At 57.3% G+C, this 13,030-nt stretch carries 10 protein-coding genes and 1 pseudogene; 5 read left to right on the top strand and 6 right to left on the bottom strand.

Annotated elements, in window-relative coordinates:
* Positions 1 to 5: 5 nt before the first annotated feature.
* The 3 genes from hcp to aqpZ form a co-directional block, all read right to left on the bottom strand.
* Positions 6 to 1,658, bottom strand: coding sequence for a hydroxylamine reductase (hcp, locus tag IM299_RS12505; RefSeq protein ID WP_193357573.1), 1,653 nt, complete (start codon positions 1,656 to 1,658; stop codon positions 6 to 8).
* 144 nt (positions 1,659 to 1,802) lie between these two features.
* A complete protein-coding gene (locus tag IM299_RS12500; RefSeq protein ID WP_028012543.1) occupies positions 1,803 to 2,702 on the bottom strand; it encodes a lysine exporter LysO family protein in 900 nt (299 codons plus the stop codon).
* Between the two features lie 179 nt (positions 2,703 to 2,881).
* Positions 2,882 to 3,577: an aquaporin Z gene (gene aqpZ / locus IM299_RS12495; RefSeq protein ID WP_041912036.1), complete on the bottom strand. Its 696-nt coding sequence runs from the start codon at positions 3,575 to 3,577 to the stop codon at positions 2,882 to 2,884.
* A 291-nt stretch (positions 3,578 to 3,868) separates the two neighbouring features.
* Here aqpZ and IM299_RS12490 point away from each other — a divergent pair, with 291 nt between their 5' ends.
* Entirely contained in the window at positions 3,869 to 5,527 is a 1,659-nt protein-coding gene (locus IM299_RS12490) for an ATP-dependent endonuclease (RefSeq protein WP_041910643.1), read from the top strand.
* On the opposite strand, the gene IM299_RS12485 is transcribed toward IM299_RS12490, so the two are convergent.
* Positions 5,524 to 6,480, bottom strand: coding sequence for a VirK/YbjX family protein (locus IM299_RS12485; protein ID WP_045630014.1), 957 nt, complete (start codon positions 6,478 to 6,480; stop codon positions 5,524 to 5,526). The two genes, IM299_RS12490 and IM299_RS12485, sit on opposite strands and share 4 nt — an antisense overlap.
* Positions 6,481 to 6,639: 159 nt before the next feature.
* On the opposite strand from IM299_RS12485, the gene macA reads away from it, so the two are divergent.
* Together macA and macB are read left to right on the top strand one after the other, a co-directional pair.
* A complete protein-coding gene (gene macA / locus IM299_RS12480; RefSeq protein ID WP_041910641.1) occupies positions 6,640 to 7,755 on the top strand; it encodes a macrolide transporter subunit MacA in 1,116 nt (371 codons plus the stop codon).
* Entirely contained in the window at positions 7,752 to 9,692 is a 1,941-nt protein-coding gene (gene macB / locus IM299_RS12475; protein WP_193357572.1) for a macrolide ABC transporter ATP-binding protein/permease MacB, read from the top strand. Before macA ends, macB begins: the two co-directional genes overlap by 4 nt.
* 70 nt (positions 9,693 to 9,762) lie before the next feature.
* On the opposite strand, the gene cspD is transcribed toward macB, so the two are convergent.
* Positions 9,763 to 9,984 (bottom strand): cold shock-like protein CspD, encoded by a 222-nt coding sequence (gene cspD, locus IM299_RS12470; RefSeq protein ID WP_006809408.1) that lies wholly within the window; start codon positions 9,982 to 9,984, stop codon positions 9,763 to 9,765.
* A 267-nt stretch (positions 9,985 to 10,251) separates the two neighbouring features.
* Between cspD and clpS the strand changes: the two genes are divergently transcribed.
* Complete coding sequence (gene clpS, locus IM299_RS12465; RefSeq protein WP_006174393.1) at positions 10,252 to 10,572, top strand: ATP-dependent Clp protease adapter ClpS; 321 nt, start codon at positions 10,252 to 10,254, stop codon at positions 10,570 to 10,572.
* Between the two features lie 27 nt (positions 10,573 to 10,599).
* The gene (gene clpA / locus IM299_RS12460) at positions 10,600 to 12,879 is read left to right on the top strand and encodes an ATP-dependent Clp protease ATP-binding subunit ClpA (protein WP_028012550.1); all 2,280 of its coding nucleotides are present in this window, start codon (positions 10,600 to 10,602) and stop codon (positions 12,877 to 12,879) included.
* A gap of 64 nt (positions 12,880 to 12,943) precedes the next feature.
* Here the strand turns inward: clpA and IM299_RS22945 are convergent.
* A pseudogene (locus IM299_RS22945) lies at positions 12,944 to 13,030 on the bottom strand (hypothetical protein); the annotation flags it as partial.

Genomic DNA, 13,030 nt, shown 5'->3' with positions numbered 1-13,030 from the left:
GCTCCTTACGCGCTCAGCAGTTGCTTCATATCATCTTCAACGTTGGTCACGGAACGCAGACCGAATTTCTCGTTCAGCACCGCCAGCAGGTCCGGCGTCAGGAAGCCTGGCGCGGTCGGGCCGGTTACGATGTTGGTCACGCCGAGAGAAAGCAGGGTGAGCAGGATGACAATCGCTTTCTGCTCGAACCAGGAGAGCACCAGCGACAGCGGCAGATCGTTCACGCCGCAGCCGAGTTTTTCCGCCAGCGTGACCGCCAGAATGATGGCCGAGTAAGCATCGTTGCACTGGCCTGCATCAATCAGGCGCGGCAGGCCTTCGATGTTGCCGAAGTCCAGCTTGTTGAAACGGTATTTACCGCACGCCAGGGTCAGGATCAGGCAATCATCCGGCACGCTGGTGGCGAAATCGGTGAAGTAGTTACGCTCGCCGCGCGCGCCGTCGCATCCGCCAACGAGGAAGATGTGGCGCAGCTTTTCACGGCTGACGAGGTCAATCAGAGAATCTGCCGCACCCAGCAGCGTTTCGCGACCGAAGCCGACGGTGATCAGATGTTCGATTTCGCTGTACGGGAAGCCCGCCATCTGCTGCGCCTGCTCGATAACCGGACCGAAATCGTCGCCTTCAAGGTGGCTCACGCCCGGCCAGCCGACGATGCTGCGGGTCCAGATGCGGTCGTCATACGCGCCCACGGTAGGGTCGATGATGCAGTTGGAGGTCATCACGATAGGGCCAGGGAAGCGGGCGAACTCTATCTGCTGATTCTGCCAGCCGCTGCCGTAGTTACCCACCAGATGCTTGAACTTGCGCAGTTCCGGGTAGCCGTGGGCGGGCAGCATTTCGCCGTGGGTATAGACGTTAACGCCGGTGCCTTCGGTCTGCTTCAGCAGGTTGTAGAGATCTTTCAGGTCGTGGCCGGAAATCAGGATGCATTTGCCTTCGGTCGCTTTGACGTTGACCTGCGTCGGGGTCGGATGACCGTAGGTGCTGGTTTCACCGGCATCCAGAATGCTCATGACCTTGAAGTTCATCTGGCCGATTTCCATTGCGCACTCGAGCAGGGCGTTCATGTCGGAAGGCCAGGTGCCGAGCCACGCCATAATTTTGTGGTACTGGGCGTAAATGTCGTTATCTGACTTCCCGAGAACGTGCGCGTGTTCCATATAGGCCGCTGCACCTTTCAGGCCGTACAGGCATAGCAGACGCAGGCCGAGGATGTTCTCGCCAATCGCCGCTTTGTCCTTATTAGGGGTAAATTCTGCGGCCTGGCGCTGTAGCTCGCCGAGGTCCTCGCTCACCAGCTGAAGCTCCGCCATTGGGTTGTCCACGCGGGCACTGGTATCGGCATTCAGGCACTGCGCTTTCAAAGCTTCGCGCAGGGCAATCGCTTCGCGGGCATAACCGACGATGCGCGGAGAATCGAAGTTAACGTTAGTCAGCGTGGAGAAAAACGCGCGCGGCGCGAAGCTGTCGACGTAATGGTCGACGATGCCGTATTCACGGGCTTTGAAGGCCCAGGCGGAAAGACCATGCAGGGTGGCTATCAGCAGATCCTGCAGGTCTGATGTTTCTGCGGTTTTACCGCACATACCCTGCGCGTAAGAGCAGCCGTTGCCTGCCGGGGTACGGATGGTTTGTTCACATTGCACACAAAACATAATCACACCTGTAAAAGTTATATTTAATATACATGTTTAAGGGTATGCCTGTGCCAGAACGGTGAAAAGAGCTTTCTGCGACAAAATAGAGGGAGATTGATTTAGCGCAATTTTGGCGGCAGGAGCCCTACCGCCACAGAGGTATCAGGCAGAGAAAAACGCCATCAGGACGGGAACCAGCAGGCTCAAAATAAAGCCGTGAACGATGGCTGCGGGCACCATCTCCAGCCCGCCCGACCGCTGGAGGACCGGCAGGGTAAAGTCCATCGACGTGGCGCCGCACAGGCCCAGTGCCGTCGAGCGGCTGCGGCGAACCAGACCCGGGATCAGCATGATGGCAATCAGCTCTCGCGCCAGATCGTTAAAGAAGGCAGCGCTGCCGATCACCGGGCCGAAGGATTCGGTCAGCAGAATACCGGAGAGGGAGTACCAGCCAAACCCGGAGGCCATCGCCAGGCCGGTTTTTAGCGGCAGATCGAGAATAAAGGCATTAATCACGCCCGCGACCATGGAGCTGACGACAACCATAACGGCAACGATCATTCCCCGACGGTTCAGGACAATCTGTTTCAGCGTCATACCGTTATTTCGCAGCTGAATACCAATCAGGAACAGCAGGAAGATCAGGGTATATTCGCTGGCGTCCGTCGCGTGCTGCAAAAATGTCCATCCGGTAAGGCCCAGAAGAAATCCAAGCACCACGACGCCGCAGAGCTTTAATGATTCCAGCGCCATTGCAATTCGGGAGGGAAGCTTTTCCTGGTGGTGATTATTTTTCCACGGAATAGTGCGTTCCAGCCACAGCAGGGCGGCAATATTGCACAGCAAAATAACCACCACGGTGACCGCAGAATAATGCAGGATGGAAAGTAAATTTGTCGCCAGATTATCCAGGAAGGCCAGGCTGATCCCCATAAAGAACAGAATGACGTAAACAATCCAGCTGAGAAAACGGTTAATAAGCTTTAAGGCCGATTCATGACGCAGCGGAATAAGATAGCCCACAATCAGGGGCAGCAGAATAATGAGGAGTCCTGAAAACATGAACAGCCGGTCCTTTGAGTTTCTGTTAAGCGCCAGAGACACTACCCAATAAAGGCTGCCCAGTAAAGAGGCAAAAGAAAGCCGGGTGGCGGCTACGCCTTACCCGGCTTGTGTCTATGTGGGGGTGCGGCCTGTTGCCCTCACCCCGGCCCTCTCCCACGGGGAGAGGGAGGGAAAGATTAATCGCGTTTTTCCAGCAGAGAGCGGTACAGCACGCCGCCCAGAATACCGCCGACGATCGGCATCACCCAGAACAGCCACAGCTGCTCAAGCGCCCAGCCGCCCTGGAAAATGGCGACGGCGGTGCTGCGCGCCGGGTTAACGGAGGTGTTGGTCACCGGAATGGAGATCAGGTGGATCAGCGTCAGCGCCAGACCAATGGCGATAGGCGCGAAGCCTGCAGGCGCGTGTTTGTCGGTTGCACCGTGGATCACCAGCAGGAAGCCTGCGGTCAGTACAATTTCAATTACAATGGCAGAAAGCATGGAATAACCGCCCGGAGAGTGTTCGCCAAAGCCGTTAGAGGCGAAGCCGCTGGCCGCCGCGTCAAAGCCTGCTTTACCGCTGGCAATGACGTACAGCACGCCCGCCGCAATAATACCGCCAACCACCTGCGCCACGATGTAGCCAATAACCTCTTTCGCCGGGAAACGTCCGCCCGCCCATAAGCCTAATGTCACCGCCGGGTTAAAATGACCGCCGGAAATATGCCCCACGGCGAAAGCCATGGTTAATACGGTTAAGCCAAATGCCAGCGCGACGCCGACAAAACCAATACCTAATTCCGGGAATGCTGCTGCCAGAACGGCGCTACCGCAGCCACCAAATACCAGCCAGAATGTACCAAAGCATTCTGCTGCCAATTTTCTAAACATAACCACCTCAAAATAATTTTCCACGCGTTTTCCCGCGCGCGGGATATATCGCCATAAAGGGATGACGACTCAAAGAGCCCGTATTTTAAAAACCAACAACATCCCTTCGCCACTTAAATAAATTCGGTTAATTTGATTTAAGGCAATGTGATGTCAATCCTTGTTCAAATCAGCGGTAAATAGAGCATAGTTCAAATCTCACAAGGGTGAATGTTCTGCTGTCGTGCCAGGGTTCCTGCCGCTATACTGCTGATAACTTAAAGGAAAAAGTGATCATTTCGCGGGGGATTTATGCTTCTCGAACGTGTGGAAATTGTCGGGTTTCGCGGTATTAACCGCCTGTCGCTGCAGCTGGAGCAGAACAACGTCCTGATCGGCGAGAACGCGTGGGGTAAGTCCAGCCTGCTTGATGCGCTGACGCTGCTGCTTTCACCCGAAGACAAGCTGTATCACTTCGTCCACGATGATTTCTGGTTCCCGCCCGGCGATATCGCGGGCCGCGAGAAGCACCTGCATATCATCCTGACGTTCCGTGAATCTGAACCCGGCCGTCACCGCGTGCGTCGCTTCCGCCCGCTGTCGCCCTGCTGGGTGCCCTGCGACGACGGTTTCCACCGGATTTTCTATCGGCTGGAAGGTGAAATGGCGGAAAACGAGGGGGTACTGACCCTGCGTGAATTCCTCGATGAGAAAGCCAACCCGATTCCGCTGGAGAATATCGACGATCTGGCGCGTCACCTTATCCGCCTGACGCCGGTGTTACGCCTGCGCGATGCGCGCTTTATGCGCCGTATTCGTAACGGCACCGTACCGAATATGCCGGAGGTGGAAGTCACCGCCCGCGAGCTGGATTTCCTGGCGCGAGAGCTGGTGTCGCGTCCGCAAAACCTCACCGATGGTCAAATTCGTCAGGGGCTGTCGGCGATGGTGCAACTGCTGGAGCACTATTTTTCCGAGCAGGGCACCTCGGAGTCGCGCCATCGTTTGATGCGCCGCCGTTCTCATGATGAACAGCGCAGCTGGCGCTATCTCGACATCATCAACCGGATGATCGACCGGCCCGGCGGGCGTACTCATCGGGTGATTTTGCTGGGGCTGTTTTCAACGCTTCTGCAGGCGAAGGGCACCGTGCGTCTTGACCGGGATGCCCGCCCGCTGCTTCTGGTGGAAGATCCGGAAACGCGCCTGCACCCCATCATGCTCTCCGTGGCGTGGCACCTGCTGAATCTGCTGCCGCTCCAGCGGATTACCACCACCAACTCCGGTGAGCTGCTATCGCTGACGCCGGTGGAGCACATCTGCCGTCTGGTTCGCGAGTCCTCCCGCGTATCTGCATACCGCCTCGGGCCCGGCGGGATGAACGCCGAAGACGGGCGGCGAATCGCGTTTCATATACGCTTTAATCGCGCCTCGTCGCTCTTCGCCCGCTGCTGGCTGCTGGTGGAAGGGGAAACGGAGACCTGGGTCATCAACGAACTGGCGCGCCAGTGCGGCCACCATTTTGATGCGGAAGGCATCAAGGTGATTGAATTCGCCCAGTCGGGACTCAAGCCGCTGATCAAATTTGCCCGCCGAATGGGAATTGAATGGCATGTGCTGGTGGACGGCGACGAGGCGGGGAAAAAATATGCCTCAACCGTGCGCAGCCTGCTGAACAACGAGCGGGAAGAAGAACGGGACCATTTAACGATGCTGCCCGCGATGGACATGGAGCATTTTATGTACCGTCAGGGCTTTGACGACGTATTCCACCGCATTGCGATGGTGCCGGTCGACGTCCCGATGAACATGCGGCGCGTGATCGCCAAAGCTATTCACCGTTCGTCGAAACCGGACTTAGCCATTGAAGTGGCGACGGAAGCGGGAAGGCGGGGCGTAGAGGCGGTTCCGACCCTGCTGCGGAAAATGTTCTCCCGCGTGCTGTGGCTGGCACGCGGAAGGGCGGATTAACGTTCGGTCGCCTGTTTCACCTGCTGAATCAGGCTATCCAGCAGCGCGTAGCGGCGACGGTATTCGGCGCGTTTTTTGCTCGCGATCTCTTCTACGGGTTTACGCGGCATGGCAAGCGGCAGCATAAAGTGGCCGCTCTCCTGTTTTTCCCCACCGAGGGAACTCCAGAAGCCGTCGTAATCGGCCAGCAGTTTTCCCTCTTTTTTCTTGCGGTAGCGCCAGCTGCGATAAATATGAGTGGCGTTACTGACGGCAACAATCTGCGCGACCGGGAATGCGGCGCCGAACGTCATGGCGGCTTCAACCAGCAGGCGTTTCGGGAACAGACCGTGGCAGGCCTTCGTCGCTTTCTGGATCAGCTCATGGGGAACATGCGCTTTCGCGCCCTGCAAACCGCCGATGAACAGCGTCGATTTTCCTTCAAACTGGCAGAGCGTAAAGGTTAGCTCCGCCAGCACCGTATTCTGAACGTCGCAGAAGGTGAGGGTGGCCTCTCCCTCTTTATCCAGGAACGCATCGGCACACAGGCGGACGGTAAATTGCTGTTCATCTTTCCCGGTTAAGGTCAGCAGCGTAGTCCCCTGCGTCGAAAGATAGCCCTTCAGGAGCGTGGCCGGGAGCTGGCGGCTCATGGCCTGATAATGCCAGTTCAGGGATTCCAGCGCGTGCTGGCGATCCATCTTCACCGTCAGCCAGGGACGATGAAGCCGACACGGCAAACCGGGCTGCACCTGTAGCATCTGCATCAGACGCGGCTGCTTAGCGAGGTTTGTTAACAGGCGAGACGTGCTCACGGGCGTCGCCAGAGAACGCAGCATGAACTTACGGCGATAGGCGGGGTTCTGCCATGCAAGGCCGGGCGCGATCTTGCCGAACGCCAGATTTTTGAAGAGCTGCCAGCCGGATGTCGGCTGCGTCAGGTTTGGAAGAGGTGTATCGACGATAGAAGACATGATAAATCCTGAGTCTTTTGGAATACCGCTATTTCAGCAGGGGAAATATCAACGTCTTGTAAACAAATTAAGGTGATTTCGGAGAACAGGGGTTTCGTTAAGGAGTCGTTTAGATAGAATCAACGTTTATTATTGCCAGAACATTTATTTGGAATATTTATGAACCTCAAGGGAAAACGCAGAACGCTGTTTCTGCTGCTGGCGCTGGTGATTGTAGCCGGTGGATTCTGGTTATGGCAGGTGCTTAACGCGCCTGTGCCGCAGTACCAGACGCTGATCGTCCGTCCGGGTGAACTGCAGCAAAATGTCCTTGCGACGGGCAAACTTGATGCGCTGCGCAAAGTTGACGTGGGCGCTCAGGTCAGCGGCCAGCTGAAAACGCTGTCGGTAGAGATTGGCGACAAGGTGAAAAAAGGCCAGCTGCTTGGCGTTATCGATCCCGAGCAGGCTGAGAACCAGATCCGCGAAGTGGAAGCGACGCTGATGGAGCTGCGAGCGCAGCGCGCGCAGGCGCAGGCAGAGCGTAACCTGGCGCAGGTGACGCTGACCCGCCAGCAGGCGCTGGCGAAAACCCAGGCTATCTCGAAACAGGATTTAGACACCGCCGCGACTGAACTGGCGGTGAAACAGGCGCAGATTGGCACGATCGACGCGCAAATCAAGCGTAATCAGGCCTCGCTGGATACGGCGAAAACCAATCTTGATTACACAAAGATCGTCGCGCCGATGGCCGGGGAAGTGACGCAAATTACCACGCTGCAGGGCCAGACGGTGATTGCCGCCCAGCAGGCGCCAAACATTCTGACGCTGGCGGACATGAGCACCATGCTGGTGAAGGCCCAGGTCTCCGAGGCGGACGTGATCCATCTTAAGCCGGGGCAGAATGCCTGGTTTACCGTACTCGGCGATCCGCAGACCCGCTACGAGGGCGTGCTGAAAGACATTCTGCCGACGCCGGAAAAGGTTAACGACGCCATTTTCTACTATGCGCGTTTTGAAGTGCCAAACCCGAAGGGCGTGCTGCGCCTGGACATGACCGCGCAGGTGCACATCCAACTGACCGGCGTGAAGAACGTGCTGACCGTTCCGCTCTCCGCGCTGGGTGAATCCGCCGGGGACAATCGCTACAAGGTGAAAGTGCTGCGCAACGGTGAAACGCGCGAGCGCGAGGTGGTGATTGGCGCGCGCAACGACACCGACGTGGTGGTGGAGAAAGGGCTGGAAGAGGGCGAGGAGGTTGTTGTCAGCGAAAGCCTGCCCGGAGCCGCTAAATGACCGCGCTGCTTGAGCTGAAGGACATTCGTCGCAGCTATCCGTCCGGCGACGGCCCGGTGGAGGTGCTGAAAGGCATCTCCCTGAGCGTGGAGGCGGGCGAGATGGTAGCGATTGTAGGCGCGTCGGGCTCCGGTAAATCGACGCTGATGAACATTCTCGGCTGTCTGGATAAGCCGACCAGCGGTACCTATCGCGTGGCCGGAACCGATATCTCCACGCTGGACGGCGACGCGCTGGCGAAGCTGCGCCGGGAACACTTTGGCTTTATCTTCCAGCGTTACCACTTGCTCTCTCACCTGAGCGCGGCGCAGAACGTGGAGGTTCCCGCGGTGTATGCGGGCGTTGAGCGGAAGAAACGCCTTGAGCGCGCGAAGGCGCTGTTAACGCGTCTGGGGCTGGCGGAGCGGGTGGAGTACCAGCCGTCGCAGTTGTCCGGCGGCCAGCAGCAGCGCGTGAGTATTGCCCGCGCGCTGATGAACGGCGGGCAGGTGATCCTCGCGGATGAACCGACCGGGGCGCTCGACAGCCGCTCCGGCGAAGAGGTGATGGCGATCCTGCACCAGCTGCGCGATCAGGGCCACACGGTGATTATCGTTACCCACGATCCGCAGGTAGCGGCGCAGGCCGAACGGATTATAGAGATCCACGACGGCGAGCTGGTGAGCAACCCGCCGCCGCGTGAGTCCCGCGCGGCGGCACCGAAGGAAGCGCTGCCTGCGTCGACCGGCTGGGCGCAGTTCTCCAGCGGCTTTCGTGAAGCGCTGACCATGGCCTGGCTGGCGATGGCGGCCAACAAAATGCGCACCCTGCTGACCATGCTCGGCATCATTATCGGTATTGCCTCGGTGGTGTCGATTGTGGTGGTGGGCGACGCGGCCAAGCAGCTGGTGCTGGCGGATATCCGCGCCATCGGGACCAACACCATTGACGTCTATCCCGGCAAAGACTTCGGCGACGACGAGCCGCAGTATCAGCAGGCGCTCAAGTATGACGATCTGGCGGCGATTCAGAAGCAGCCGTGGGTGAACTCCGCCACGCCTGCGGTCTCGCAAAACCTGCGTCTGCGCTACGGCAACATTGACGTGGCGGCCAGCGCCAACGGCGTGAGCGGCGACTACTTCAACGTCTACGGCATGACCTTCAGCGAAGGTGCCACCTTCAACGCCGAGCAGCTGGCGGGGAGGGCGCAGGTGGTGGTGCTGGACGCCAACTCGCGCAGGCAGCTTTTCCCCAATAAAGCGAACGTGGTGGGCGAAGTGATCCTCGTCGGCAACATGCCTGCCACGGTCATTGGCGTGGCGGAAGAGAAGCAGTCGATGTTCGGCAGCAGCAAGATCCTGCGCGTCTGGCTGCCGTATACCACCATCTCCGGGCGGATTATGGGCCAGTCGTGGCTTAACTCCATCACCGTGCGCGTAAAGGAGGGCTACGACAGCGCGCTGGCGGAACAGCAGCTGGAACGGCTGTTAACGTTGCGCCATGGGAAGAAGGATTTCTTCACCTGGAATATGGACGGCCTCTTGAAAACGGCGGAAAAGACCACACGTACTCTTCAGTTGTTCCTGACGCTGGTGGCGGTGATCTCGCTGGTCGTTGGCGGTATCGGGGTGATGAATATCATGCTGGTGTCGGTAACTGAACGCACCCGGGAGATTGGCATCCGCATGGCGGTTGGGGCCAGGGCCAGCGACGTGCTTCAGCAGTTTTTAATTGAAGCGGTGCTGGTATGCCTGGTGGGCGGCGCGATGGGCATTGCGCTCTCGATGATGATTGCCTTTGCGCTCCAGCTCTTTTTACCCGGCTGGGAGATTGGCTTCTCACCGATGGCGATACTCACCGCGTTTTTGTGTTCCACCTTTACCGGGATTTTGTTTGGCTGGCTGCCTGCGCGCAACGCGGCGCGGCTGGATCCGGTGGACGCGCTGGCTCGGGAATAACCCGAAAATAAAAATGCCAGCCGATCGGGCTGGCATTTTGACTGCGTGATGTACACAATAAAACAGAGAGCTATGCAACCGTTTCTGCTTCAACGGGTACGATTAGGCTTGCATGATTGCCTTTTGGTCCCTGGTGTACATCGAACCGGACGGACTGCCCGGCTTTGAGCGTCCTGTAACCATCCATCTGAATGGTGGAATAGTGAGCGAAGATATCTTCGCCGCCGCCTTCGGGGCAGATGAAGCCAAACCCCTTGGCGTTGTTGAACCACTTAACAGTACCCATTTCCATGCTTCGACATCCTTCGTAAATCTTATAAATTAAGATGGAATGAACCGGTGGTGGAGTGGGGGCTGTTCAAAACCTCGCCATCTCACGCTTGTACAATTTAGAGAAACGAAAGACGTCGTCAAGCGTTTGGCGCTGGAGTTGGGACAATAATCAACCAAAGTTTGAAGCAGTTAACGCTATTGCAACAGTTTGTGACAGACATCGCGGATGACAGTAATAGATGATTGTTATCTAACATCTGAGGTAGATTCAAAGTGGTTATGCAAAATGGGTAAGACCAACGACTGGCTGGATTTTGACCAGCTGGCGGAAGATAAAGTGCGCGACGCGCTAAAACCGCCATCTATGTATAAAGTTATGTTAATGAACGATGATTACACGCCGATGGAATTTGTTATTGACGTGCTACAAAAGTTCTTTTCTTATGATGTAGAACGTGCAACGCAACTGATGCTTACCGTTCATTATCGTGGCAAAGCTATCTGCGGCATCTTTACGGCAGAAGTGGCGGAAACCAAAGTGGCGATGGTGAACGACTATGCGAGGGAGAACGAGCATCCGTTGCTGTGTACGCTGGAAAAGGCCTGATAAGGCATAAAATTGGGGGAGGTGCCTATGCTCAATCAAGAACTGGAACTCAGTTTAAACATGGCTTTCGCCAGAGCGCGTGAGCACCGACATGAGTTTATGACCGTCGAGCATTTACTGCTCGCACTGCTTAGCAACCCATCTGCCCGCGAAGCGCTGGAAGCCTGCTCCGTGGATCTGGTGGCGCTACGTCAGGAACTCGAAGCCTTCATCGAACAAACCACACCGGTGCTGCCAGCCAGTGAAGAAGAGCGCGACACGCAGCCGACGCTCAGCTTCCAGCGCGTGCTGCAGCGCGCGGTATTCCACGTCCAGTCTTCCGGGCGTAGTGAAGTGACTGGCGCAAATGTCTTAGTCGCCATCTTCAGCGAGCAGGAGTCACAGGCTGCCTACCTGCTGCGCAAACACGAAGTCAGCCGCCTCGACGTGGTTAACTTTATTTCTCACGGAACGCGCAAAGACGAGCCTAACCAGGCATCGGATTCCAGCAATCAGGTCAATAACAATGAAGAGCAAGCAGGCGGGGAGGATCGTATGGAAAACTTCACCACCAACCTTAATCAGCTTGCTCGCGTTGGCGGCATCGACCCGCTGATTGGCCGCGATAAAGAGCTGGAGCGCGCGATTCAGGTGCTGTGCCGTCGCCGCAAGAACAACCCGCTGCTGGTGGGCGAGTCAGGCGTGGGTAAAACGGCGATTGCCGAAGGTCTTGCCTGGCGCATTGTGCAGGGCGACGTGCCGGAAGTGATTGCCGACTGCACCATCTACTCGCTGGATATTGGCTCGCTGCTGGCGGGCACTAAATACCGCGGTGATTTTGAAAAACGCTTCAAGGCGCTGTTAAAACAGCTGGAGCAGGACACCAACAGCATCCTGTTTATCGATGAGATCCACACCATCATCGGCGCAGGTGCGGCTTCCGGTGGCCAGGTGGATGCGGCAAACCTGATCAAACCGCTGCTTTCAAGCGGCAAGATCCGCGTGATGGGCTCCACGACGTACCAGGAGTTCAGCAACATTTTTGAGAAAGATCGCGCGCTGGCGCGTCGTTTCCAGAAAATCGACGTCACCGAGCCGTCGGTTGACGAAACGGTGCAGATCATCAACGGCCTGAAAACCAAGTACGAAGCGCACCACGACGTGCGTTACACCGCGAAAGCGGTGCGTGCGGCGGTGGAGCTGGCGGTGAAATACATCAACGACCGTCACCTGCCGGATAAGGCGATTGACGTGATTGATGAGGCCGGGGCGCGTGCGCGCCTGATGCCGGCCAGCAAGCGTAAGAAAACCGTGAACGTGGCGGATATCGAGTCCGTGGTCGCCCGCATCGCGCGTATTCCTGAGAAGAGCGTTTCTCAGAGCGATCGCGATACGCTGCGCACCCTCGGCAATCGCCTGAAAATGCTGGTCTTTGGTCAGGATAAAGCCATTGAGGCCTTAACCGAAGCGATCAAGATGGCCCGTGCCGGCCTGGGGCATGACCACAAGCCCGTTGGTTCCTTCCTGTTTGCCGGTCCGACCGGCGTGGGGAAAACCGAGGTGACGGTTCAGCTCTCCAAAGCGCTGGGCATTGAGCTGCTGCGCTTTGATATGTCCGAGTATATGGAGCGTCACACCGTCAGCCGTTTGATTGGTGCACCTCCGGGCTACGTGGGCTTTGACCAGGGCGGCCTGCTCACCGACGCGGTGATCAAGCATCCGCACGCGGTACTGCTGCTCGATGAAATCGAGAAAGCGCATCCGGACGTGTTCAACATCCTGTTGCAGGTGATGGACAACGGGACGCTGACCGATAACAACGGGCGCAAGGCGGACTTCCGCAACGTGGTGCTGGTGATGACCACTAACGCCGGGGTTCGTGAAACCGAGCGCAAATCCATCGGCCTGATCCACCAGGATAACAGCACCGATGCGATGGAGGAGATCAAGAAGATCTTCACGCCGGAGTTCCGTAACCGTCTGGACAACATTATCTGGTTCGATCACCTGTCTACCGAGGTGATCCATCAGGTGGTGGATAAGTTCATCGTCGAGCTGCAGGTTCAGCTGGATCAGAAAGGCGTCTCGCTGGAAGTGAGCCAGGAGGCCCGCAACTGGCTGGCCGAGAAAGGCTACGACCGCGCGATGGGGGCCCGTCCGATGGCGCGCGTGATTCAGGACAACCTGAAGAAACCGCTGGCGAACGAGCTGCTGTTTGGCTCGCTGGTGGACGGCGGTCAGGTGACCGTGGCGCTGGATCAGGCGAAAAACGAGCTGACGTACGATTTCCAGAGTGCGGCGAAGCACAAGCCAGAAGCGGCTCATTGAGTTGAAAGGTAAAAGCAAAACGGCAACCTGGGTTGTAATGCCAGTCAGTTAAGCAACTGACTGGCTTTTTTCGGGGCTGTGGGCTGGTTTTCAGCTTCACCAGATAGTCGCCTTTACCCAGCTTTCTGACCTCTTCATACTGTGCTCCCTT

The sequence above is a fragment of the Enterobacter cloacae complex sp. P47BA genome (assembly GCF_014930485.1).
GTDB classification, from domain to species: domain Bacteria; phylum Pseudomonadota; class Gammaproteobacteria; order Enterobacterales; family Enterobacteriaceae; genus Enterobacter; species Enterobacter bugandensis.
The sequence above is the reverse complement of the archived record's forward strand: the minus strand, read 5'-3'. Positions and strand labels throughout refer to the sequence as shown.

Bases quoted from the DNA above. Each gene is read 5' to 3' on its own strand.
- hcp (WP_193357573.1), bottom strand. From the start codon at position 1,658: ATGTTTTGTGTGCAATGTGAACAAACCATCCGTACCCCGGCAGGCAAC.
- IM299_RS12500 (WP_028012543.1), bottom strand. From the start codon at position 2,702: ATGTTTTCAGGACTCCTCATTATTCTGCTGCCCCTGATTGTGGGCTAT.
- aqpZ (WP_041912036.1), bottom strand. From the start codon at position 3,577: ATGTTTAGAAAATTGGCAGCAGAATGCTTTGGTACATTCTGGCTGGTA.
- IM299_RS12490 (WP_041910643.1), top strand. From the start codon at position 3,869: ATGCTTCTCGAACGTGTGGAAATTGTCGGGTTTCGCGGTATTAACCGC.
- IM299_RS12485 (WP_045630014.1), bottom strand. From the start codon at position 6,480: ATGTCTTCTATCGTCGATACACCTCTTCCAAACCTGACGCAGCCGACA.
- macA (WP_041910641.1), top strand. From the start codon at position 6,640: ATGAACCTCAAGGGAAAACGCAGAACGCTGTTTCTGCTGCTGGCGCTG.
- macB (WP_193357572.1), top strand. From the start codon at position 7,752: ATGACCGCGCTGCTTGAGCTGAAGGACATTCGTCGCAGCTATCCGTCC.
- cspD (WP_006809408.1), bottom strand. From the start codon at position 9,984: ATGGAAATGGGTACTGTTAAGTGGTTCAACAACGCCAAGGGGTTTGGC.
- clpS (WP_006174393.1), top strand. From the start codon at position 10,252: ATGGGTAAGACCAACGACTGGCTGGATTTTGACCAGCTGGCGGAAGAT.
- clpA (WP_028012550.1), top strand. From the start codon at position 10,600: ATGCTCAATCAAGAACTGGAACTCAGTTTAAACATGGCTTTCGCCAGA.